The 21,013-nt window shown below is 69.2% G+C and carries 21 protein-coding genes and 1 tRNA gene; 14 read left to right on the top strand and 8 right to left on the bottom strand.

What is annotated here, in order from left to right; all coding sequences use genetic code 11:
- Positions 1-82 precede the first annotated feature (82 nt).
- From AC6R2M_RS05940 to AC6R2M_RS05925, 4 genes are all read left to right on the top strand, one after another.
- On the top strand, positions 83-1,120 hold the full coding sequence (locus AC6R2M_RS05940) for a cysteine synthase A (RefSeq protein WP_500486431.1): 1,038 nt from the start codon (positions 83-85) through the stop codon (positions 1,118-1,120).
- A 1-nt stretch (position 1,121) separates the two neighbouring features.
- Positions 1,122-1,862: an alanyl-tRNA editing protein gene (locus AC6R2M_RS05935; protein WP_500486429.1), complete on the top strand. Its 741-nt coding sequence runs from the start codon at positions 1,122-1,124 to the stop codon at positions 1,860-1,862.
- 89 nt (positions 1,863-1,951) lie between these two features.
- The gene (gene sseA, locus AC6R2M_RS05930; protein WP_500486428.1) at positions 1,952-2,806 is read left to right on the top strand and encodes a 3-mercaptopyruvate sulfurtransferase; all 855 of its coding nucleotides are present in this window, start codon (positions 1,952-1,954) and stop codon (positions 2,804-2,806) included.
- A 5-nt stretch (positions 2,807-2,811) separates the two neighbouring features.
- Complete coding sequence (locus AC6R2M_RS05925) at positions 2,812-3,339, top strand: GNAT family N-acetyltransferase (protein ID WP_500486426.1); 528 nt, start codon at positions 2,812-2,814, stop codon at positions 3,337-3,339.
- Positions 3,340-3,471: 132 nt separating this feature from the next.
- Here the strand turns inward: AC6R2M_RS05925 and AC6R2M_RS05920 are convergent, their stop codons facing one another.
- Complete coding sequence (locus tag AC6R2M_RS05920) at positions 3,472-3,807, bottom strand: hypothetical protein (protein ID WP_500486424.1); 336 nt, start codon at positions 3,805-3,807, stop codon at positions 3,472-3,474.
- A gap of 123 nt (positions 3,808-3,930) precedes the next feature.
- Here AC6R2M_RS05920 and AC6R2M_RS05915 point away from each other — a divergent pair, with 123 nt between their 5' ends.
- Entirely contained in the window at positions 3,931-4,860 is a 930-nt protein-coding gene (locus AC6R2M_RS05915; RefSeq protein WP_500486422.1) for a LysR family transcriptional regulator, read from the top strand.
- Between the two features lie 140 nt (positions 4,861-5,000).
- Complete coding sequence (gene wrbA / locus AC6R2M_RS05910; protein ID WP_500486420.1) at positions 5,001-5,600, top strand: NAD(P)H:quinone oxidoreductase; 600 nt, start codon at positions 5,001-5,003, stop codon at positions 5,598-5,600.
- Between the two features lie 206 nt (positions 5,601-5,806).
- On the opposite strand, the gene AC6R2M_RS05905 is transcribed toward wrbA, so the two are convergent.
- Positions 5,807-5,986, bottom strand: a complete 180-nt coding sequence (locus AC6R2M_RS05905; RefSeq protein ID WP_500486418.1) for a hypothetical protein — start codon at positions 5,984-5,986, stop codon at positions 5,807-5,809.
- A gap of 252 nt (positions 5,987-6,238) precedes the next feature.
- Here AC6R2M_RS05905 and AC6R2M_RS05900 point away from each other — a divergent pair.
- The 3 genes from AC6R2M_RS05900 (at position 6,239) to ilvA (ending at position 9,766) form a co-directional block, all read left to right on the top strand.
- Positions 6,239-6,324 (top strand) — tRNA-Leu (locus tag AC6R2M_RS05900).
- Between the two features lie 105 nt (positions 6,325-6,429).
- On the top strand, positions 6,430-8,229 hold the full coding sequence (gene ade, locus AC6R2M_RS05895; RefSeq protein WP_500486416.1) for an adenine deaminase: 1,800 nt from the start codon (positions 6,430-6,432) through the stop codon (positions 8,227-8,229).
- A 283-nt stretch (positions 8,230-8,512) separates the two neighbouring features.
- Positions 8,513-9,766 (top strand): threonine ammonia-lyase IlvA, encoded by a 1,254-nt coding sequence (gene ilvA, locus AC6R2M_RS05890; protein ID WP_500486414.1) that lies wholly within the window; start codon positions 8,513-8,515, stop codon positions 9,764-9,766.
- A gap of 350 nt (positions 9,767-10,116) precedes the next feature.
- On the opposite strand, the gene AC6R2M_RS05885 is transcribed toward ilvA, so the two are convergent.
- Positions 10,117-12,246, bottom strand: a complete 2,130-nt coding sequence (locus AC6R2M_RS05885) for a TonB-dependent siderophore receptor (protein ID WP_500486412.1) — start codon at positions 12,244-12,246, stop codon at positions 10,117-10,119.
- Positions 12,247-12,405: 159 nt separating this feature from the next.
- Here AC6R2M_RS05885 and AC6R2M_RS05880 point away from each other — a divergent pair, with 159 nt between their 5' ends.
- Entirely contained in the window at positions 12,406-13,476 is a 1,071-nt protein-coding gene (locus AC6R2M_RS05880; protein WP_500486410.1) for a DUF2218 domain-containing protein, read from the top strand.
- Positions 13,477-13,480: 4 nt separating this feature from the next.
- Here AC6R2M_RS05880 and AC6R2M_RS05875 read toward each other — a convergent pair whose 3' ends face one another.
- The 4 genes from AC6R2M_RS05875 to AC6R2M_RS05860 are packed head-to-tail and all read right to left on the bottom strand — an operon-like array spanning position 13,481 to position 17,227.
- A complete protein-coding gene (locus AC6R2M_RS05875) occupies positions 13,481-14,260 on the bottom strand; it encodes an ABC transporter ATP-binding protein (protein WP_500486408.1) in 780 nt (259 codons plus the stop codon).
- Positions 14,257-15,234: a FecCD family ABC transporter permease gene (locus AC6R2M_RS05870; RefSeq protein ID WP_500486406.1), complete on the bottom strand. Its 978-nt coding sequence runs from the start codon at positions 15,232-15,234 to the stop codon at positions 14,257-14,259. The genes AC6R2M_RS05875 and AC6R2M_RS05870 overlap by 4 nt, the downstream gene beginning before the upstream one ends.
- Entirely contained in the window at positions 15,231-16,214 is a 984-nt protein-coding gene (locus tag AC6R2M_RS05865) for a FecCD family ABC transporter permease (protein WP_500486404.1), read from the bottom strand. Before AC6R2M_RS05865 ends, AC6R2M_RS05870 begins: the two co-directional genes overlap by 4 nt.
- Positions 16,214-17,227 carry an iron-siderophore ABC transporter substrate-binding protein gene (locus tag AC6R2M_RS05860; RefSeq protein ID WP_500486402.1) on the bottom strand — a complete coding sequence of 338 codons (1,014 nt, stop codon included), beginning with the start codon at positions 17,225-17,227 and terminating at the stop codon, positions 16,214-16,216. Before AC6R2M_RS05860 ends, AC6R2M_RS05865 begins: the two co-directional genes overlap by 1 nt.
- 329 nt (positions 17,228-17,556) lie before the next feature.
- Between AC6R2M_RS05860 and AC6R2M_RS05855 the strand changes: the two genes are divergently transcribed.
- The 3 genes from AC6R2M_RS05855 to AC6R2M_RS05845 all read left to right on the top strand — a co-directional run bounded on the left by AC6R2M_RS05855 (position 17,557) and on the right by AC6R2M_RS05845 (position 20,010).
- On the top strand, positions 17,557-17,889 hold the full coding sequence (locus AC6R2M_RS05855) for a response regulator (RefSeq protein ID WP_500486400.1): 333 nt from the start codon (positions 17,557-17,559) through the stop codon (positions 17,887-17,889).
- Positions 17,890-18,035: 146 nt separating this feature from the next.
- Positions 18,036-18,923 carry an ABC transporter permease gene (locus AC6R2M_RS05850; protein WP_500486398.1) on the top strand — a complete coding sequence of 296 codons (888 nt, stop codon included), beginning with the start codon at positions 18,036-18,038 and terminating at the stop codon, positions 18,921-18,923.
- Complete coding sequence (locus tag AC6R2M_RS05845) at positions 18,916-20,010, top strand: quaternary amine ABC transporter ATP-binding protein (RefSeq protein ID WP_500486396.1); 1,095 nt, start codon at positions 18,916-18,918, stop codon at positions 20,008-20,010. Before AC6R2M_RS05850 ends, AC6R2M_RS05845 begins: the two co-directional genes overlap by 8 nt.
- Before the next feature lie 133 nt (positions 20,011-20,143).
- Here AC6R2M_RS05845 and AC6R2M_RS05840 read toward each other — a convergent pair whose 3' ends face one another.
- Complete coding sequence (locus AC6R2M_RS05840) at positions 20,144-20,296, bottom strand: entericidin domain-containing protein (RefSeq protein WP_500486394.1); 153 nt, start codon at positions 20,294-20,296, stop codon at positions 20,144-20,146.
- A gap of 202 nt (positions 20,297-20,498) precedes the next feature.
- Between AC6R2M_RS05840 and AC6R2M_RS05835 the strand changes: the two genes are divergently transcribed.
- The gene (locus AC6R2M_RS05835; RefSeq protein ID WP_500486392.1) at positions 20,499-20,849 is read left to right on the top strand and encodes a hypothetical protein; all 351 of its coding nucleotides are present in this window, start codon (positions 20,499-20,501) and stop codon (positions 20,847-20,849) included.
- Positions 20,850-21,013: the final 164 nt, after the last annotated feature.

The raw sequence follows: 21,013 nt of genomic DNA, 5'->3' as shown, positions 1-21,013 counted from the left end.
TGCGAAGCCCGCACGATCCTTGCCTCCGGGCCTGCGCTTGCCTACCGTCCCCGGAACGTCGTCACCTCGCCTGAAAGTCCCGATGTCCCGCCACACTTCCGTTCTCGATGCGATCGGCAACACGCCGCTCATCCGACTCAATCGCGCGTCGGAGGAGACGGGCTGCGAAATCTACGGCAAGGCCGAGTTCATGAATCCCGGCCAGTCGGTCAAGGACCGCGCCGGCCTCTTCATCGTGCGCGACGCCGAGGAGAAGGGGCTGCTGGAGCCGGGCGGGCTGATCGTGGAGGGCACGGCCGGCAACACCGGCATCGGGCTGGCGCTCGTCGCCAACGCGCTCGGCTACCGCACCGTGATCGTGATCCCCGAGACGCAGTCGGGGGAAAAGAAGGACGCGCTGCGCCTGATGGGCGCGGAGCTGGTCGAAGTGCCGGCCGTCCCCTACCGCAACCCCAACAATTACGTGAAGCTCTCCGGCCGTCTGGCGGAGCAGCTGGCGAAGACCCATCCGCAGGGCGCGATCTGGGCCAACCAGTTCGACAACGTCGCCAATCGCGACGGCCATACGGTGACCACCGCCGAGGAGATCTGGCAGACGACCGGCGGTCAGATCGACGGCTTCATCTGCGCGGTCGGCACGGGCGGCACCCTCGCCGGCACGGCGATGGGCCTCAAGCGCCGCTCCGGCCACGTGAAGATCGGCATCGCCGACCCGATGGGCGCCGCGCTCTACAGCTACTACACGCGCGGCGAGCTCGCCTCGTCCGGGGATTCGATCACCGAAGGCATTGGCCAGGGCCGCATCACGGCCAATCTCGAAGGCTTCACGCCGGATTTCGCCTACCAGATCCCGGACGAGGAGGCGCTGCCGATCATCTTCGGTCTGGTGCGCGAGGAGGGCCTGTGCCTCGGCGGCTCGTCGGGCGTGAACATCGCCGGCGCCATCCGCATGGCGCGCGAGATGGGGCCGGGCCACACGATCGTGACGATCCTCTGCGACTACGGCAATCGCTACCAGTCCAAGCTCTTCAACCCGGACTTCCTGCGCGGGAAGGGTCTGCCGACGCCGGACTGGATCGGCCGCGAGCCGTCCTTCGACATTCCCTTCGAAGCCGCCTGACATGGCCGGCGAGACACGCGAGGCCTTCCGCGACGACGCCTATCTGACGTCGCTGGAAGCGACGCTGGTGCGGATCGAAGGCGGGCGCGGCCTCGTCTTCGACGCGTCCAACTTCTTCGCGGCGGGCGGCGGCCAGCCCGGCGACACGGGCCATGCCGAATTCGCGGACGGATCGCGCGTGCGCATCGTCGATACGGTCCATGGCGAGGACAAGCGCTCGATCCTGCTCATGGCCGAGGAGGGCGCGGCCCTCCCCGCTCCCGGCACGACGGCGACGCTGCGCCTGGATTGGGAGCGGCGCCACCGGCTGATGCGCATGCACACGGCCATGCACCTTCTCACCGTCGTCTGCCGCTTTCCCGTCACCGGCGCTGCCGTCGGCGAAGAGGAGAGCCGCATCGACTTCGACCTGCCGGACATGGAGGCCAACAAGGCCGAAATCTCGGCGCGCCTCATGGATCTCGTCACCGCCGACTATCCGGTCTTCACGCGATGGATCACCGACGAGGAGCTGGACGCCAATCCGGGCCTCGTCAAATCGGCGAACGTCAAGCCGCCGCGTGGGACGGGCCGCGTCCGCCTCGTCTGCATCGGGGAGGACGCAAGCGTCGATTCGCAGCCCTGCGGCGGCACGCATGTCCGCTCCACGGCCGAGATCGGCCCAGTCCATATCGGCAAGATCGAGAAGAAGGGCCGCTCCAACCGGCGCTTCCGGCTGCGCTTCGGCCCCTTGCAAGCCTGACGAGCGGCGGGCGCTGCGCGGCTTCGCCTTCCGTTCGCCCGACCCGCCCTCTATCCTCGGCTTCGAATCCTCGAAAGGCGCCGCCGAACGTGACCGAAAACCCCCATCTCATCAGCCCGGCCGAGCTCTCCGCGCGGCTCGGCGAAAGCGGTCTCTCGATCGTCGATGCCTCCTGGTACCTGCCTGCGCAAAATCGCGACCCCCGCGCCGAGTTCGAGGCGGGGCACGTTCCGGGCGCGGTCTTCCTCGACCAGGACGCGGTGGTCGATCCGTCCTCGACGCTGCCCCACACGCTTCCCTCCGCCGACATCTTCGGCGAGGCGCTCGGCCGGATGGGCGTGTCCAGCGAGGACGAGATCGTGGTCTATGACGGCGCCGGCCTGTTCTCGGCGGCGCGCGGCTGGTGGATGCTTCGCACCTTCGGCGCCCGCAAGGTGCGCGTTCTCGACGGCGGGCTGCCGGCCTGGCGCGCGAACGGGGGCGCGCTGGAGACGGGACCGTCCGAAAAGGCGCCCGCCCGCTTCGACGCCGTTCTGGACGAGAGCGCCGTCGTCCGTCTCGACGAGATGAAGCGGATCGTGAACGAAGCCGGCGCTCAAATCGCGGACGCCCGCTCGGGCGAGCGCTTCCGCGCCGAGGCACCGGAGCCCCGCGCGGGCGTGCGCGGCGGCCATATGCCGGGCGCGCGCTCCCTGCCGATCACCGAGCTGATCGAAAAGGGCCGGCTCAAATCGGCGGACGAACTGGAGAAGGCCTTCGCCGAAGCGGGCGTCGATCCCGACGGCGAGATCGTCACGAGCTGCGGCTCCGGCGTGACCGCCGCAATCATCAACCTCGCCCTCGCCTCCACGGGGCGCGACCAGGGGCGCCTCTATGACGGCTCCTGGACCGAATGGGGCTCGGCGCCCGACACGCCCGTCGAAACGGGACCGGCACGGAATTGAACGCGATGCGCCTCGTCGACACCACCGTCACCCAGCTCGTCATGCATTCGCCGCCGCGCGAGCCGGTCGCCAAGCCGGCGAACGGACGCAGCCTCGACATCCTGAAGGTGCGCAACATCCCGCTCGCCTTCTACCGCTATCTCTACACGGTCGGACGGCCGCACCACTGGACGAGCCGGCACCTGTCCGATGCCGATCTCGCGCGCGAGGTCCACGGCGCGAACACGCGCATCCAGGTCCTGTATTGCGACGGCGCGCCGGCCGGCTGGTTCGAGCTGGAGGCCGGACGGGCTCCCAAGCAGACGCGGCTCGTCCACTTCGCCACCATGCCGGAGTTCCGGGGTCAGGGACTGGCGCGCTATCTTCTGAGCCATGCGATCCTCGCCGGATTCGACGAGCAGCCGAGTGGCCTGACGGTCGAGACGAACACGCTCGACCACCCGGCCGCGCTGCCCCTCTATCGCAAGATGGGCTTCCGCCCGCTCTCCACCCGTGACGTCTCGACCCCGGCGATCGAGGACACGGAGGGCTGAGCGCCCTTCACCTTCGGCACGCTCTCACGCAAAAAGGCACGGCGACGAAAGCTCGTCGCCGTGCCTCTCGATCCGTTCGCGGCAGCGGCTCTCGGGAGAAGGGGCCGTCGCCGCGATCCTGGCTTGAAGCGATCAGTTGACCGCGCTGACCGGAACGGTCGTCGCGTCGAACACCTGGTCCGGCGCGGAGGGCGAGACGCCGATGCGCGGAGCGGGGTTGCCGGTCTGGCCGCGCGTCTCCGACATCTGCACGGTCGTCGCGTTGAATTCGCTGGCCGGAGCGGTCGGGCTCACGCCGATGCGCGGGGCGTCGTGGTCGGACGTCTGTCCCATCTCCGACGCATGCACGGTCGAGGCGTCCTGGTCGGAATCGGGGGCGCTCGGGCTCACTCCATAGGCGGTGGCGGGGCCGGCGGCGACCATCAGCGAGAGGGCGAGAAGGGCGGAGGTCTTGCGGAAAGCGTTCATTTCTTCACCTTTAACATCGCGGCGGGTGCCGAGGTTCGTGCGCCCCGCTCAATTCGATGAGACTGAGATATGAGTTCCCCCTCGGCTGCGTTAGACGCCTCGGCGAGACGTGCTGTGCCATCCATGGAACAGGCCGGCGATCGAGATCTGAACGACTTCTTCTATTTCGCCGCGATCGTCCGCCATCGGGGCTTCAGCGCAGCGAGCCGCGCCACCGGGGTTCCGAAGTCGCGACTCAGCCGCCGTGTGCGTGAACTGGAGGACCGGCTCGGCGCGCGGCTCGTCCAGCGCTCCACCAGCCGTTTCGAGGTCACCGAGATCGGACAGATGTTCTTCGCCCATTGCGAAGCGGCGCTGGCCGAGATCGAGGCGGCGGAGACCGTGACGCAATTCTACGTCGGCGAGCCGCGCGGGCTCCTGCGCGTCTCCTGTCCGCCGGGCGACTGCGCCGACGCCATCAGCAACATGCTGCCCGGCTTCCTGGCGGACTATCCCAACGTGCGCGTCGAGCTTCTGGTCTCCATGCGCCGGGTGGACCTCATCCACGAACAGGTGGACGTCGCGGTGCGCGCGCGCTCCAAGCTCGATACCGAACAGGATCTGATCGTGAAGCAGCTGGCCATGCTGCACGCCGTCCTCGTCGCCGGGCCCGAGCTGATCGAGCGCTTGGGCGAACCCAAGGAGCTGTCGGACCTCTCGCGCTTTCCCACGATCGGCAGCCGGACGGGACCGGCGGGCGAGTGGACGCTTCTCGACGAAACGGGCGCCGTCCATCGCCACCACCACAGCCCCGTCGTCGTCTCCGACGATCTGACGGCCATCGCCCATCTCTGCCGACGCTCGCTCGGGGTCGCGCTGCTCCCCGAGGCGGTGGTGCGCAGCGCCATCGACGACGGGCGGATGCGGCAGGTCCTGCCGCAATACCGCTCGGACACGACGATCCTTCACATGGCCTTCCCGACCCGGCGCGGAATGCTCCCGTCCGTGCGGATCTTCATCGACCGCGCCTCTCAGGCGCTGATCGAGCAGTTCAGGGATCGCCGGGCGATCTGAACCGCCGGTCTCGGGAGCCGGGCTGCGACGGATCGTCCATCGCGGTTCGTGAACGGTGCTTCCAGCGATTGGGGCTCGCGACCTTCGCCCGCTCTGCCCTACCTTCGCGCTCGTTCCCGAACACAGAACGGAGCCTCTGTATGGCCAAGGTCCTCGTCCTCTACTACTCCAGCTACGGTCACGTCGCGAAGATGGCCGAGGCGGTCGCCGAAGGCGCGCGCAGCGCCGGCGCGAGCGTCGACATCAAGCGCGTCCCCGAGACCGCGCCCAAGGAGGTGGTCGAGGCGGCCGGCTTCCAGTCCGACACCGGCCATCCGGAAGCGCAGCCGGACGATCTGGCGAACTACGACGCGATCATCGTCGGCGCGCCGACTCGCTACGGCAACATGAGCTCGCAGATGGGTTCGTTCTGGGATCGCACGGGCGGGCTGTGGGCGAAGGGCGCGCTGGTCGGCAAGGTCGGCGGCGCTTTCACCTCGTCCGCCACGCAGCACGGCGGCAACGAGACCACGCTGTTCGGCATCCACAAGACGCTCCTGCACCACGGCCTCGTCATCGTCGGCCTGCCCTACGCGTTCCAGGGCCAGATGACGCTGAACGAGATCGCCGGCGGCTCGCCCTACGGCGCCACGACGATCGCGGGTGGCGACGGTTCGCGCCAGCCGAGCGCGACCGACCTCGACGGCGCCAGGTTCCAGGGCAAGCACACCGCCGAAATCGCGGCCAAGCTCTCGTCGTAAACAAAGCGAAGGGCGGGCGCCCGGCGCTCGCCCTTCCCATCATTCTCGAATGATCGCTCGGATCGCGAAGACAGGTCCACGCCGTGAAGCGGGCCCGAGCCGCCGGCACGCGACAACTGGCCGCTCGCAGCACAAGGCTCGCGGCCGTGGCGGCTCAGGCCGGCCGACGCGCTTGCGCTTTCAGTCTCCGCAGAACGATAGACCGGTCAGCGGGCCGGCTGGGTCCGCGCCTCGTCGCGCTCCAGCGACGTGCGAAGCCGGTCGAGAGCCACGTTTCCGCGCTTCAGATGGACGAGAATCCTGCGCGCCGCTTCCGCAGCCGTCGCATCGTTCTGCGACGCCTCGGTGCCGGTCACCAGAATGTCCTTATGCGTCACGGTCGGCATGTCGAACACCCTCCCCAACAACGCTTGACCTCTCGATTTCTGCACTCAAACACGTCTGCAGAAGGCCCGCAATGCGTGTTCGTAATTCAATCGTTAAGATCACGGTCCCGCGACCGGAATCCGTTTCGGGTGGCTTCTTGGACGGCGGGCGATGAACCGAAGCTGAACGGGAAAACGGCTGGACCGGGGCCGGCCCGGCCTTGAGCGAGGCGCGGAAATCGCCCAAGAACGGGCAGCCGCCCATGCGGCGAAGCGGGCTTGGCGAAACTGGTAGACGCAGCAGACTTAAAATCTGCCGGGCCTGTCCCTTGCGGGTTCGAGTCCCGCAGCCCGCACCAGCCCATCCTGAGCGCGCGACGCGGTGGCATGGCCTTCGAGGCTTTCCCGCTCCCGCACGCTGATCTATCGAAGGGGGCAGAGACGCACCGAAAACGAGGCCGACCATGACGAGCCCCCTGCCCGCTCCGTTCGAGGCCGTCGCGCCTCAACTCGTCGACGTCGCGATGGGCCGCGCGCCGGCCGATCTCGTCGTGCGGAACTGCCGCTGGGTGAACGTCCATTCCGGCGAGATCGTCGAGGCGACCGACATCGCCGTGAAGGCGGGACGCTTCGCTTTTTGCGGCCCGGACGCCGGCCACGCGATCGGCGAGACGACGCAGGTGATCGACGCGAGGGGCCGATATGTCGTGCCGGGCCTGTGCGACGCGCACATGCATATCGAGAGCGGCATGGTGACGGTGACGGAGTTCGTGCGGGCCGTCGCGCCGCACGGCACCACCTCCATGTTCGTCGATCCGCACGAGATCGCCAACGTGCTGGGCCTTCCGGGCGTGAAGCTCATGCATGACGAGGCGCTGGTCCAGCCCGTCAACGTCTATGTGCAGATGCCCTCCTGCGTGCCCTCCGCGCCGGGCCTGGAGAACGCCGGCGCCAGCGTCACGCCGCAGGACGTGGCGGAGGCGATGGGCTGGCCGCTGATCGTCGGCATCGGCGAGGTGATGAACTTCCCCGGCGTCTCGGCGAACGACCCGACCATGGTCGGCGCCATCGCCGCCGCGCGACGGGCGGGAAAGACGGTGGGAGGCCACTACGCCTCGCCCGACCTCGGCCTGCCCTTCCACGGCTATGTCGCGGGCGGCCCGGAGGACGACCATGAGGGCACCCGGATGGAGGACGCGGTGGCGCGGGTGCGCCAGGGCATGAAGGCGATGCTGCGCCTCGGCAGCGCTTGGTACGACGTCGCGACGCAGATCCGCGCCGTCACCGAACTCGGCCTCGACCCGCGCTCCTTCATCCTGTGCACCGACGACTGCCACTCCGGAACGCTCGTTCATGACGGCCACATGGACCGGGTGGTGCGCCATGCCATCGCCCAAGGGCTGAAGCCGGTCACCGCCATCCAGATGGCGACGCTCAACACGGCCGAGCATTTCGGCCTCGCCCGCGAGATCGGCTCGGTGACGCCGGGACGCCGGGCGGACTTCCTCATCGTCTCCGACCTGCCCTCGCTCGCCATCGACATGGTGTTCGCGCGCGGCGAGAAGCTGGCAGAAGATGGGCGGCTCGTCACCGACATTCCGGCCTACGACTATCCGGCGAGCGCCAAGGGCACGGTGAAGCTCGGCAAGCGCCTCTCCCCGGAGGATTTTTCGGTACCGGCGAAGGACGGCGCCAATTCCGCGACCGTGCGGGTGATCGGCGTCGTGGAGAACCAGGCCCCGACCAGAGCCCTGACGGCGGACCTTCCCGTTCGCGACGGGCTGGTGGAGCCGGATGAGGCGCAGGGCGTCTGCCAGATCGCGCTGGTCGAGCGCCATCGCGGCACGGGCGGCGTCGTCAACGCCTTCGTCTCCGGTTTCGGCTATCGCGGGCGGATGGCGATGGCCTCGACGGTCGCGCACGATTCCCACCACATGATCGTGGTCGGCACGGACCGCGAGGAAATGGCGCGCGCGGCCAACCGTCTCGGCGAGGTCGGCGGGGGCGTGGTCTTCTTCGCGGGGGGCGAGGAGAAGGCGCTGATCGAGCTGCCGGTCGCGGGCCTGATGTCCACGGAGCGCTGCGAAGTGGTGGCGCAAAAGGCGGACCGGCTGATCGAAGCCATGCGGCAGGCGGGCTGCACGCTGAACAACGCCTATATGCAGCATTCGCTGCTGGCGCTCGTCGTCATCCCGAGCCTTCGCATCTCGGACGCCGGGCTCGTCGATGTCGATCGCTTCGAGATCGTCGACCTCTTCGTCTGACCTTTACAAACGGGCTTCCAGGCGCGATAGGCGTACCGAACGGTTCTTGAGCATTCGAGGGACGGCCCGCGAAGGGTCGTCGAGACGATGGGTCCAGTGGCTTCTCTGTCGATTATCGGCGCCGGCGCCCTCTAGGGCGGTCGGTTGCCAGCCGGCATCCGGCCTGCCTTCGGAGCGCGTCCGGCCGCGAGCCGCCCCCGAGGGGCCGCCGCGTCTCGAACCCATGACCGCATCCCCGCGAATGCACGCAGGCGTCCGCCTGCTTCCGAGAAGCCCGATCCCGATGTCCACGACCGATTTCCAGAGCCGCGCCGCACAGGCCGAGGCCGCCCTTCGCGCGCTGTTTCCCGCAACGCCGCTGCAGCTGAACGAGCACCTGTCGAACCGCTACGGCGCGCGCATCTTCCTCAAGCGTGAGGATCTGACGCCGGTGCGGTCCTACAAGATCCGCGGCGCCTTCAACTTCATGCGCAAGCGCATCGCGGCCGGCGAGAGCGCCTCCAGCTTCACCTGCGCCTCGGCCGGCAACCACGCGCAGGGCTTCGCCTTCGCCTGCCGCCATTTCGGCCGCAAGGGCCGCGTGTTCATGCCGGTGACGACGCCGCAGCAGAAGATCGACAAGACCCGCACCTTCGGCAACGGCTCGATCGAGATCGAGCTCGTCGGCGACTTCTTCGACGAGTGCTACGCGGCCGCCAAGGCCTATGCGGCGTCGAGCGGCGCGGCCATGGTGCCGCCCTTCGACCATGAGGACATCGTCGAGGGGCAGGCGAGCGTCGGCGTGGAGGTGACGCGCCAGCTCAACGGCGAGGCGGTGGATCTGATGGTGCTGCCGGTCGGCGGCGGCGGTCTCTCCTCCGGCCTCGTGCGCTATTTCGACGGAGAAAGCGGGCCGGACTTCCGCTTCGTCGAGCCGCTCGGCGCGCCGAGCCTTCGCACCTCGCTGACCGAGGGGCGGCTGGTGAAGCTGCCGCAGCTCGACGGCTTCGTGGACGGCGCCGCGGTGGCGGAGATCGGCACCCTCCCCTTCGAGGCCCTGTCGCGCTTCCCGCCGGAGAAGGTGCTGCTTTCGCCCGAGGGCAGCACCTGCTCGACCATGCTCGAAATGCTGAACGTGGAGGGCATCGTCGTCGAGCCGGCCGGGGCGCTCGCCATCGACGCCCTGAAGCAGCTCGGGCCGACCGTGCGGGGCAAGACCGTCGTGCTCGTCGTCTCGGGCGGCAATTTCGACTTCGAGCGCCTGCCGGACGTGAAGGAGCGCTCGCTGCGCTACGAGGGCCGCAAGAAGTACTTCATCCTTCGCCTCGCCCAGCGCCCCGGCGCGCTCAAGGACTTCCTGACGCTGCTCGGCCCGGACGACGACATCGCCCGCTTCGAGTATCTGAAGAAGTCCTCCCGCGAGGTCGGCTCGATCCTGCTCGGCATCGAGACCAAGGACGCGGCGAACTTCGACGGCCTCCTGCGCCGCTTCGAAGCGGACGGCATCCGCTACCAGGACATCACCGACAACCAGATCATCGCCGACCTGCTGATCTAGAGCCTTTCAGCCCGTTACGGAAACACTCTGCCGGGAAGCATTCGCGTTCAAGGTCGAGGGGCCGGACAAGGTCGTAGCGGGGCTACGGCCGTAGGCCGACCACGACGGGATCGGACCGAATGCACCCGGCCCTTCGGGTTTGCGTTCGCCGGGCGTCCACTTCGTCGGCTCGCTCGACCGTAGCCCGCTACGACCATCGCGACCCTTCTCGCGGAACGCGAGCGGCGAACGGCAAACAGAGTGAGTCCGTAACGGCCTGAAAGGCTCTAAAGGATCGTCGGTGCGAGACACAAGAAGGCCCGGGCGGAGCGATCCGCCCGGGCCTTCTTCGTTGAGACGTGCTTCGAGCGTCAGAAGCGGTACTTCAGCGAGCCGATCACGTTCCGGCCCTCCTCGCGGTAGCAGTAGAAGTCCGTGCAGGTCACCTTCTGCTCGTCGAAGACGTTCTTGGCCGAAATCTGCGCGCTGACGCCCTCGAAGGCGACGTTTCGGGCGCCGAAATCATAGGAGAGCGTCGCGTCGAAGAGCGTGCGCGAGGCGTTCCGCCGGCTGTTCGCCTCGTCCACGAAGCTGGAGCCGATGAAGCGCACGCCGCCGCCGAGTCCCAGCCCCTGGAGCGGCCCGACGGTGACATCGTAGTCCGCCCAGAGCGAGGCCTGGTGCTCGGGAATGCCCGCCGGGAAATTGCCCCGGTTCACCCCCTCACGGTTCTCCATGTCGAGATAGGTGTAGGCCGCCGTCACCGCGAGATGGTCGGTGATGCCCGTCGTCGCCTGGACCTCGAAGCCGCGCGACTGCACCTCTCCCGTCTGCTCCTGGATGAAGGGCGCGGAGGATACGGTCTGCAGGATGCTCGACTGGCGGATGCGGAAGAGCGCCGCCTGGACCGAGAGGTTCAGATCGTCCGGCATGTAGCGCAGGCCGACCTCCTCCTGCCGGCCGGTGGTCGGCTCGAAGGGGTTGCCGAAGCGGTCGGCGCCCGTGGTCGGGGCGAAGGAGGTCGAATAGCTGACATAGGGCGAGAGGCCGTTGTCGAAGAGATAGGCCAACCCCACGCGGCCGGTGAACTTCTCGTCGTCCGCGTTGAGCAGGGAATCGCTGTCGAGATCGCGCGTGTCGGTCGAAAGCCAGTCGTAGCGCCCGCCGGCCGTCAGGACGAAGCCGCCGTACTCCGCCTGATCCTGCAGGTAGAGGCCGAGCTGCTCCTGCTGGGTGTTGGTCTGCCACGGCACGGGGCCGACCGGCGTGATCGGATTGGCGCCGTAGTTCCGGGTCGCGAGATCGAGGTCCGGCGCGGGGAAGCCGCCTGCGTAGCCGTAGTCCCGGTCGAGGGACACGTAGTCGAGCCCGCCGAGGAGCGTATGGGCGATGCCGCCGGTCTGGAAACCCGCCTGGAGCTGGTTGTCGAGCGACAGGTTGGCGGAGCGGTCGACGAGGCGGTTGGCGGTGCGCAGCCCGCGCTGGCCGTCCTCCGAGAGCGAGGTGACCGAGACCCATCTGAGGTCGGCGTCCACCTCCTGGTAGCGCAGGTTCTGACGGAAGGTGAGGCTCTCGTTGAAGGCGTGGCTGAACTCGTAGCCGATGCGCCACTGCTCGTGGTCGTAGTCGCGGTAGCGCGGATCGCCGTACTCGATGTCGGTGATGCGGCCGTCGAACGAGATCCAGCCCGTGGCGCCGCCCGACAGGATGTCGGTGTATTCGCCGAGGATCGTCAGCTGCGTGTTCTGGTCGTCCGAGCGAAGCGTCAGGGCCGGCGCGACCGAGATCCGGTCATCGCGAACGGCCACGAACTCGGTGTCGGCGGACCGCCAGACGCCCGTCAGGCGGTAGAGGAGATTGTCGTTCTCGCCGAGCGGACCCGAGATGTCGGCGTTGCCCTGCACGCGGCGGAAGGAGCCGTACTGGGCCTCGACCTCGCGGAAGGGCGTTTCCGTCGGCCGCTTGGAGATGACGTTGACGAGCCCGCCGGGCGAGCCGGCGCCGTAGAGCACCGAGCTCGGCCCCTTCAGGATCGAGACGCCCTGGAGGAGGTAGGGCTCGTGGCGGAAGACCGCGAAGGAGCCGCCCGCGCTGCGCAAGCCATCGCGGTAGTAGCCGGTCGTCGTGACGTCGAAGCCGCGGATCACGAGCGTGTCGAAGCGCGGGTCGAAGCCGTACTGCCCCGCGCGAACGCCCGCCGTGTAGCGCGTCGCCTCGACCAGCGACTGCACGTTCCGGTCCTCCAGCTCCTCCGCCGACACCGTGCCGATCGACTGCGGGATCTTGCGCACGTCCGTGTCCGTCTTGGTCCCGATGGCCGTGTCGCGCGCGACATAGCCCCTCGTCGTCAGTCCGCCGCCTCCGCCGACGCCGACCGCGCCGGCGGCACCGCCTTCGACGACGACGGTGTCCAGCAGCAGCGATTCCTGCGCGGCCGCCGGGGCGATCAGGCACGAACTGGTGAGAAGCGCGAGCGCGCGCATCGAGGGGCGGACAGACATTGAGGCGACTCCGTGGCCGGAAACTGAAGACCACGGCATTTCAAAGTGGAGTAACCGAGTCAACTTGGTGTATGGACGATCGCAGTCCGGCGGTTCAGCCGCCCCGAAGATGTTGCCCTCGCGCACCATTCGTACAATGGTTCTAAGGTTTTAGCCTGCATGCTCACCGCCCGCTCCAGTGTCCGTCTCGATGATCCGGCGACGATCCTTCGCGAGATCGTGGAACATTACGAGGAACACGGCACCGTCACGCTGGAGGAACGGGCGGGGACGATCGACACCGTCTACGGACGGGCCGAACTGGAAGCGACGGGGAAGACGATCGAGGCGCGCGTCTCGGCGAACGACGAGACCAGCCTCGGCTACATGAAGCTCGGCCTCGTCCACCATCTGCGCGAGTTCGCGGGCGAGGTCCCGCTCGACATCACCTGGACCGGTCATGGCGAGGTCGGCGTCCTGCCGCCCTACTTCCGCGAGATGCGGGTCGTTTCCGCGCAGGACGTGACGCCGGCCATGCGCCGCGTCGTCCTTCGCGGGCCGAATCTGGACCGCTTCGCGCGAGACGGCATCCATGTCCGCCTGCTCTTTCCGCCGAAGGGGCGCACGCCCGCCTGGCCGCTGCTCGGCGACGACGGCTGCCCGCGATGGCCCGAGGGCGAGGACAAGCTCGTCACCCGCGTCTACACGGTGCGCTCTCTCGACCCCGAACGCGGCGAGATGGCGGTCGACATCCTGCGCCACGACGGGGACGCGACGCCCGGCTCGGCCTTTGCCGTCAGCGCCCAGCCCGGCGACATCGTCGGCGTCATCGGCCCGGTCGGCGAGGGCGTTCCCAAGGCCCGCTCGATGATCCTCCTCGGCGACGAGACGGCGATCCCCGCGATCGCCCGCATCCTCTCGGCCATGGACGAGACGGCCACCGCCCGGGCCTATATCGAAGTCGCCGGGCCGCAGGAGAAGCAGCCGCTTCCCGCCGGGCCGAACGTCTCGGTCGAATGGGTGATGCGGGGCGAGACGACGCTGGCCGAGATCGCGCAGCGGCTGACGCCGGACGATCTGGAACCCGGCACCTATCTCTGGGCGGCCTGCGAGTTCGCGGACTTCAAGGCGATCCGCCGGCACTGCCGCGCCGTGCTCGGCCTCAAGCGCGACCGGCACAGCGTGACGGCCTACTGGCGGCGCGGACGATCGGAGGACCAGCGGCGCGAGGACGCGAAGGGCGAGGAATAGGCCCCTATCGCGGGATCACCATCGGCGCGCCCGTCACCGGATCGTCCATCACCAGCGCGTCGAGCCCGAAGGCCGACGCCAGATGCGCCTCGGTCAGAACCTCGCGCGGCGAGCCCGCGGCGACGAGCCCGCACGGCCCGAGCAGCACGAAATGGTCGGAGAAGCGGGCGGCGAGATTGAGATCGTGCAGCACGCTGACGACCGTCGTGCCCGATTCCAGATTGCGCCGCCGCAGGAGGGCGAGCACCTCGATCTGATGCGGAAGGTCGAGCCAGGTCGTCGGCTCGTCGAGGAGCATGATCGGCGTCGCCTGCGCCAGCGCGAGGGCGATCCAGGCCCGCTGGCGCTGGCCGCCCGACAATTCGTTCAAGGGCCGGTCGGCGAGGTCCTGCATTGCGACCCATTCGAGCGCGGCGTCGCAGGCTGCTTCGTCCTCGGCCGTCCACCGCGACAGGAACCCGCGCCAGGGCGCCCTGCCCCGACGCACCAGTTCGGCGACCGCGATGCCGTCGGGCGCGAGCGGCGCCTGCGGCAGGATCGCCATTTGCCGCGCGGTCTCTCGGGTGTTGCACGACGCGATGTCCCGTCCGCCGAGCGTCACGCGCCCGTCCAGCGGCGCGATGAGCCGGGCGAAGGCGCGCAGCAGCGTGGACTTGCCGCAGCCGTTCGGACCGAGGATCGACGTCACGCGCCCGGCCGGAATCTCCAGCGTCAGATCGCTCAGGACGCGGCGGTCGCGATAGCCGAGCGACAGCGTGTCCGCCTTCAGGACCAGGTCGGTCAAAGCTCGCCCCTTTCCATCTCGCGCGACAGGCGCCACAGGAGGTACGGGGCGCCGAGCACCCCCGTCATCACGCCGATCGGGAGCTGGCTCCCCGGAAGCGCGGCACGCGCGGCCAGATCGGCGAAGACGCAGACGATCGCGCCCGCGCCGGCCGCCGCCGCCAGCCGCGCCTCGGGCCGCCGCGCCCCCGTGATGACGGCGCCGAGCGGCGCGGCCATCAGCGCGACGAAGGGCACCGGCCCCGCCACCGCCACCGCCGCCGCCGCGAGAAGCACCGCCGTCGCCATCAGGCCGAGACGGGCCCGCTCGGCGCGCAGGCCGAGGCCGGTCGCCAGATCGTGCCCGAGTTCCAGCAGTTTCAGCGAGCGGATCTGCAGGGCCGTCGCGACGCACAGAACGAACCCCAGCGCTCCGACCTGCCCGACATGGCCCCAGTTGCGCGCGGCGAGCGAGCCCGTCAGCCAGCGCTGCGCCTCGGCCGCCTCGGTGACCGGCAGCGTCAGGAGAAGGAACGAGCCGACGGCGCTCGTGGAGAAGCCGATGCCGAGGCCGACGAGGATCAGCGTCAGCGTCGAGGTCGGATGGCCCGGCCGCCAGGCGAGGAGCACCATCAGAAGGGCCGCCGCGACGCCGCCCCCCGCCGCGAGGAGCGGCGCCGGAACGGCGATGCCGAAGGTGATCCCGCAGACGATGGCGAGACCCGCCCCCGAATTGAAGCCGAGAAGGTCGGGCGCCGCCAACGGATTGCGGAACAGCGCCTGCAGGAGCGCGCCCGACAGGCCGAGCAGCGCGCCCGCCCCCATCGCCGTCGCCACACGCGGTCCCCGGATGATGCGCAGCGTCAGGGCGCCCGGCCCCTCCCCGGTCCACAGTCCCGCCCAGAGATCGGCGGGGCCGACCATGACGTCGCCGATCGCCAGCGAAGCGAGGATGCCGGCGAGAAGCAGCCCCGCCATGATGACGCCGCCTCTCATGCGCGCCGCCCGTTGAGAAGGCCGCGCGCGATCCAGATGAAGACAGGACCGCCGACGAGCGCCGTCATGATTCCGACCCGGACCTCGGCGGGCGCGATGACGAGGCGCCCGAGCGTGTCGGCCAGGAGCAGGATGGACGCGCCGATGACGGCGGAGACGAGAAGCTCGGCGCGCAGCCCGTGCCCGGCGATGCGGCGCGCCAGCGGCGGCACCATCAGACCGAGAAAGGCGATGGGACCGGCGACCGCGACGGCGGCTCCGGTCAGGAGCGTGACGACGAGAAGCGCCGCGCCCTGCGCCCGGACGATCCGCGTGCCGAGGCCGCGCGCCAGCTGCGTGCCGAGCGACAGGGTTTCGATCGCGGGAGCGGCGGCAAGGGCGAAGGCGGCGGTCGCGAGCGTCACGAGGCCCATGACGAGAAGCGGCCGCTCGCCCGCCTGCGCCAGCGAGCCCGTGACCCAGAAGCGGAAGACGTCGAGCGAATCCGCCCTCGTCAGGACGAGGGCCGAGACCAGCGAGAGAAGAAAGGCGTTCAAGGCCGCGCCGGCCAGCGTCAGGCGGACCGGCCCGACATCGCCGCGCAGGCCCCCGCCGAGCGCGAAGACGAGAACGGAAGCCAACGCCGCGCCCGGAAAGGCGAGCATCGCCACGAGCCCGCTGTCCGCGCGCTGCAGAAGGAGCGAGCCGAGCAAGATGGAGAAGGCGCCGCCCGCGCTCACCCCGAGGATGCCGGGGTCGGCCAGGGGATTGCGCGTCAGCGCCTGCATGACCGTGCCCGCCATGCCCAGCGCCGCCCCCGCGATCAGCCCGGCCAGAAGGCGCGGAACCCGGATCGAGGCGATGGTCAGGTGCAGCGGGTCGTTCGGGTCGAAGGCAAGGAGCAGGCGCGCGATGTCGGCCATTCCCGTGGCGCGCACCCCGACGAAGAGGGTGAGGCCGCAGGCGAGAAGGAACAGCGCCGCCAGCCCAGCGCCCTTCATCAGGGCGCAATCCCCGCGTCCACCGAGGAGGCGACGGGCGTCGCCGGGTCGCCGTCGATCGCGGCGGCGATGTCGTCCTCGAGTGCTGCGAGCGCGTAGGGCAGCGAAAGCACGCTTCCGAACGACAGCGCCGCCGCCGGCAGCGATCCGGCGAAGACCTCGCGGCCCTCCCGGTGCGCGTTCAGAAGCCGCCGCATGGGCAACGCCACGAGGTCGGGGACCTCGTCGAAGGAGGAAATCCAGACGAGGAGATCGACGTCGAGCGGGGACAGGTCTTCCGGCGAGAGCGCCGTGTAGAAATTGTCGCCCGCGAGGCGCTCGATCTCCGGGACCGTGGCGAAGCCGAGCTCGCGCAGGAAGGTCCCGCGCGTGTCGGCGCTGGAAAAGGCCCCGGTCTCCCCGGCATAGTGGTAGGCCGCAAGGGCGGTCCGCCCCGCCCAGTCCGGATGCCGCTCGCGCGCGGCCTCGAAGCGGCCCCGCGTGTCGGCGATCAGCTCCTCGGCGAGCGCCTCGCGCCCGACCGCCCGGCCGAGGATGCGGGTCAGCTCGTCCCACGGCATGCTGTAGGTCGTCGCGCCCGGCGGATGCATGATCGTCGGCGCGATGCTCGACAGGATCGCGTATTCGTCCTGCGAGATGCCGGAGCCGATCCCGACGATGAGGTCCGGCTGGAGGGAGGCGACCGTCTCGATCGCGACCTCCCCGGAGATGACGACGGGCTCGGCCGCGCCGAGCTTCTCCCGCGCCCAGGGCCAGACCCCGAAGGGCTGGTCGCCGAACCAGTAGCGGACCGCGACCGGCTGGATTCCGAGCGCCAGAAGCGTGTCATGCGTGGTGAAGCCGAGGGAGACGACCCGCGTCGCGGGACCGGGAAGGACCGCCTCCCCGAAGGCGTGCTCGAACCGGATCTCCTCGGCCGCGCCCGCGTGCGGCATCGCCGCGCCCCCGAGCGCGGCGGCGAGCGCGGCAAGGAGCGTGCGGCGGGTGAGCGATGTCCGGAAAGGCGTGCGCATGATCGTCGACCTCGTTTCTCAACCCTGCCGCCTTCGGCATGCCGTGCGGCCTCGGCTGAAACGCCGCCGCGTGGTGGCTTTGTTGAGCGTGGAAGTCAAGATTGCCTTGAGGCAAGGCCGGTGCCTCATCCTGCCGGCGGCCGAACGCGCGACGGTTCGTTCATGGGCCGGCGCGGAACGACCCGACCTTCGGACGCGCGAAAGAAGATTTACTTTCCATTAACTGTAAATCGAGGCGGCTTCTCTAAGTTTCAAGGTAAATTTTCAGAATACTGCAACTATCGATCGAGCGCCGCATTCCTCAGTCGATGCGGAAGAAGGACGGGAACATGCGTATCCTGATTCTCGAAGACGAACCTCTGATCGCGATGGACCTCGAAGACATCGTCACCGAACGCTGCGGCGCGACCTGCGTGTTCGCGACGACGGCCGAGGCGGGCCTGCGGCATGTGGCCGCCGGCGTGGACTTCGCGCTCCTCGACTTCAACCTCGGCGGCGGCGACCGAACCTCGCTCAAGGTGGCGGCCGACCTGATGGCGCGCAACGTGCCCTTCTGCTTCGTTTCCGGGAGCCTGCCGCAGCTTCCGGCACATCTGAGCGCCGTGCCGCGCATCTCCAAACCCTACCGCGTCAGGGACATCGAAGAAGTCCTGCCGCACTGATCGGCGGCGGGCCCGAGCCTTCATCGTGCCGGGCGCGCGTTTGACACGGGCTCCGCGAGAACCATCCTAGGGCATGCGGCCTCTACGGCCCGCAAGCCGAGCGGTGCCGAGCGCGCCCGATGTGACGCAGGCGATAAGGCCCCTCGATGGACTGGCTCTGGGAATTCCCGCAGATCGAGGGACGCACGCTCCGCGAGATCGCGCGCACGATCGACCAGTCCTATCGAAGCTTCTCGCGCGCCTATGGCGGAACGATCGAAGCCGTCTTCCGCCCGCTCCTCGACTTCCTGCTCTGGCTGGAAAACCTGCTGATCCAGAGCCCGTGGTGGCTTGTCCTCGCCGTCGCCGCGCTCGTCGTCTGGCTGGCCTCGCGCTCGCTCGCCATCACGCTCGGCACGGCGCTGGCGCTCTTCTGCATCGGTCTTCTCGGCATGTGGGAGGACACGATGCGCACACTCGCGATCATCCTCGTCTGCACGGCGCTGGCCATCGCGCTCGGCATTCCGCTCGGCATCGCCCTGTCGCGCTCCGACAGGCTGCAGGCGGTGGTCAACCCGATCCTCGACGTGATGCAGACGATGCCGTCCTTCGTCTATCTGATCCCGATCGTGATGCTGCTCGGCATCGGCATTGTGCCCGGCGTCATCGTCGTCGTCATCTACGCCATGCCGCCGGTGATCCGGCTCACCAATCTCGGCATCCGGCTGGTCGACCGCGACGTTCTGGAGGCCGCCGACGCCTTCGGCACCAGCCGGTGGCGGAAGCTCCGGGAGGTTCAGCTTCCCCTCGCCTTGCCCACGATCATGGCCGGCATCAACCAGACCATCATGATGGCCCTCGCCATGGTCGTCGTCGCCTCGCTCATCGGCGTGCGGGGGCTCGGCCAGCCGGTGCTTCAGGCGATCACCAACCAGTACTTCACGCAGGGGCTGCTGAACGGCCTCGCCATCGTCGCCATCGCGGTCATCTTCGACCGCACCAGCCAGGCCTATGGCCGCCGCCTCCAGCGTCACAGGACCGACGGCCATGGATGACGCCGCGATCACGCTAAAAGGGATCACCAAGCTCTTCGGCCCCAGGGCCGACGCTCTGGCGCGCCGCATGGAGGACCCGGCCCGCCGGGCGGAGCTGATCGAGCGCCACCGCGCCGAACTTGCCCTCGTCGATGTCGATCTCACCGTCGCGCGCGGCACGATCCAGGTCGTCATGGGCCTGTCCGGCTCGGGCAAGTCGACGCTGGTGCGCCACATCAACCGGCTCGTCGAGCCGACGTCGGGCTCCGTCGTGGTGGAGGGACAGGACGTGCTGGCGCTCTCCCCAGGCGCGCTTCTCAAGTTCCGCCGCGACAACATCTCCATGGTGTTCCAGCGCTTCGCGCTCCTGCCCCACCGCACCGTCCTCGAGAACGTCGCCTACGGGCTGAAGATGGCGGACGTGCCGGCCGAGGAGCGGCGGAAGCGGTCGCTCGCCTGGATCGAGCGCGTCGGCCTGTCGGGCAACGAGGACCGCTACCCGACCGAACTGTCCGGCGGGATGCAGCAGCGCGTGGGGCTCGCCCGGGCGCTGGCGACCGATGCGCCGATCCTTCTGATGGACGAGGCCTTCTCGGCCCTCGACCCCCTGATCCGGACGGACATGCAGAGCCTCCTCCTCGACCTTCACAAGGAGATCGGGCGCACCGTCGTCTTCATCACCCACGATCTCGACGAGGCGCTGCGGCTCGGCGACCGGATCGCCATCCTCAAGGACGGGGAACTGGTGCGGGAGGGAACGGGGCAGGAGATCCTGCTCGATCCGGGCAGCGACTACGTCTCGGCATTCGTCGGCGACGTCGATCACGGGCGCTGGGTGGAAGTCGGCTCGCTCGCGGCGACACCGGGTGCGAGCGCCGGTCTGCCGGAGGGCGAAGGGGCGCCCCTGCCCACGAAGACGCGGCTGAGAGACGCGGCGCAGCGTCTTGCCGCAGACGGCCGCCGCTCGGCGACGATCGTTGCGGACGACGGAACGCCGCTCGCTCGCGTGACCCTGGAGGAGATCGTCACAGCGCTCTCTCGTCCGAGCCGGCTCGATCGGGCGACGGCCGCGCGCAACGCGACGGCAACGGCTCGCACGTCCGGATAGGCTTCCGGGCCGCTGCGCGGCCCGCCGACATGCTCTTAAACGAAAGGCCCGGGACCCTTCACGGGAACCCGAGCCTTCCGAAGGATCGAAGTGCCGGCGGTCGCGCGTTCGGCGGACCGCGCGACGTCGACGCTTAGCGGCGCGCCACGTCGTTGACGGCGCCCTGCGTCGCGCTCACCGAATTGCCGAGATCGGCGCCGGCGCCGCGGATGGTGTTCGCGCAGGCGGACAGGGACAGGACGGCGGCCAGGGTCGCGGCGACGATGGCGGCGTTGCGATGAGACATGTTCAGGAACTCCCCCGAAAGGCGGTTTACACGCTGCCTCAATGTCGTCACGGTTCGAAAGGTTCCCAAGAAGGGCGCGCCGCGTTCCGGCATGGCGTCATGCGCCGCCTCAAGTGCCTCATGCGCGCACGCCACTAACAATCGTCCCTCGCCTGCCCCACCTTGTGCCGGCAACACCGCGGCCATCGAAAGGTCCAACCTCATGCCCACCCCGGACAGGCAGCTCGCCAAGGCGAGCGCCGAGATGACCAGCATCGCAATGCTCGCGCCCATGGTGGTGGGCGCCCGGCTGATGCAGTTCTGGGCCCATGCCGCGAGCCCGACGAAGCGCGACCGGCGCGAGGCCGAGCGGATGGTGACGGAAAAGATGCAGGCGATGGGCGAAAGCGTCGTCGCCATGAATCTCGCCGCGACCAACGCCGTGATCGCCGCGTCCCTCGCCGCGATGACGGGCGTGGTCCGCAATGTCGACGATGCCGACGCGATCCTTCACGCCGGCCTCCTGCCCTACTCCAGCCGCGTGCGCGCCAACCGCCGCCGCCTGATGCGCTGACCGGCACGAGCACGCGGCCGGACCCGGCGCGAGGCCGGGCGTCCTTCATTGTTGTGACACGAAGGATTGTCTAAGGAAGTCCGTCTGTTTCCCTCGGACCGGCGGAGGAGAAGGGCCGACGGTCCGCGCGGATTGGCGCGGTACGGCGGTCCTCAAGGGTACGG

The organism is Aureimonas sp. CAS (genome assembly GCF_059838215.1).
This window is presented reverse-complemented; position numbering and strand designations above follow the sequence as displayed.

Excerpts from the sequence above, each read along its gene's own strand:
- AC6R2M_RS05940 (WP_500486431.1), top strand. The coding sequence starts at position 83 with ATGTCCCGCCACACTTCCGTTCTCGATGCGATCGGCAACACGCCGCTC.
- AC6R2M_RS05935 (WP_500486429.1), top strand. The coding sequence starts at position 1,122 with ATGGCCGGCGAGACACGCGAGGCCTTCCGCGACGACGCCTATCTGACG.
- AC6R2M_RS05925 (WP_500486426.1), top strand. The coding sequence starts at position 2,812 with ATGCGCCTCGTCGACACCACCGTCACCCAGCTCGTCATGCATTCGCCG.
- AC6R2M_RS05920 (WP_500486424.1), bottom strand. The coding sequence starts at position 3,807 with ATGAACGCTTTCCGCAAGACCTCCGCCCTTCTCGCCCTCTCGCTGATG.
- AC6R2M_RS05915 (WP_500486422.1), top strand. The coding sequence starts at position 3,931 with ATGGAACAGGCCGGCGATCGAGATCTGAACGACTTCTTCTATTTCGCC.
- wrbA (WP_500486420.1), top strand. The coding sequence starts at position 5,001 with ATGGCCAAGGTCCTCGTCCTCTACTACTCCAGCTACGGTCACGTCGCG.
- AC6R2M_RS05905 (WP_500486418.1), bottom strand. The coding sequence starts at position 5,986 with ATGCCGACCGTGACGCATAAGGACATTCTGGTGACCGGCACCGAGGCG.
- ade (WP_500486416.1), top strand. The coding sequence starts at position 6,430 with ATGACGAGCCCCCTGCCCGCTCCGTTCGAGGCCGTCGCGCCTCAACTC.
- ilvA (WP_500486414.1), top strand. The coding sequence starts at position 8,513 with ATGTCCACGACCGATTTCCAGAGCCGCGCCGCACAGGCCGAGGCCGCC.
- AC6R2M_RS05885 (WP_500486412.1), bottom strand. The coding sequence starts at position 12,246 with ATGTCTGTCCGCCCCTCGATGCGCGCGCTCGCGCTTCTCACCAGTTCG.
- AC6R2M_RS05880 (WP_500486410.1), top strand. The coding sequence starts at position 12,406 with ATGCTCACCGCCCGCTCCAGTGTCCGTCTCGATGATCCGGCGACGATC.
- AC6R2M_RS05870 (WP_500486406.1), bottom strand. The coding sequence starts at position 15,234 with ATGAGAGGCGGCGTCATCATGGCGGGGCTGCTTCTCGCCGGCATCCTC.
- AC6R2M_RS05865 (WP_500486404.1), bottom strand. The coding sequence starts at position 16,214 with ATGAAGGGCGCTGGGCTGGCGGCGCTGTTCCTTCTCGCCTGCGGCCTC.
- AC6R2M_RS05860 (WP_500486402.1), bottom strand. The coding sequence starts at position 17,227 with ATGCGCACGCCTTTCCGGACATCGCTCACCCGCCGCACGCTCCTTGCC.
- AC6R2M_RS05855 (WP_500486400.1), top strand. The coding sequence starts at position 17,557 with ATGCGTATCCTGATTCTCGAAGACGAACCTCTGATCGCGATGGACCTC.
- AC6R2M_RS05850 (WP_500486398.1), top strand. The coding sequence starts at position 18,036 with ATGGACTGGCTCTGGGAATTCCCGCAGATCGAGGGACGCACGCTCCGC.
- AC6R2M_RS05845 (WP_500486396.1), top strand. The coding sequence starts at position 18,916 with ATGGATGACGCCGCGATCACGCTAAAAGGGATCACCAAGCTCTTCGGC.
- AC6R2M_RS05840 (WP_500486394.1), bottom strand. The coding sequence starts at position 20,296 with ATGTCTCATCGCAACGCCGCCATCGTCGCCGCGACCCTGGCCGCCGTC.
- AC6R2M_RS05835 (WP_500486392.1), top strand. The coding sequence starts at position 20,499 with ATGCCCACCCCGGACAGGCAGCTCGCCAAGGCGAGCGCCGAGATGACC.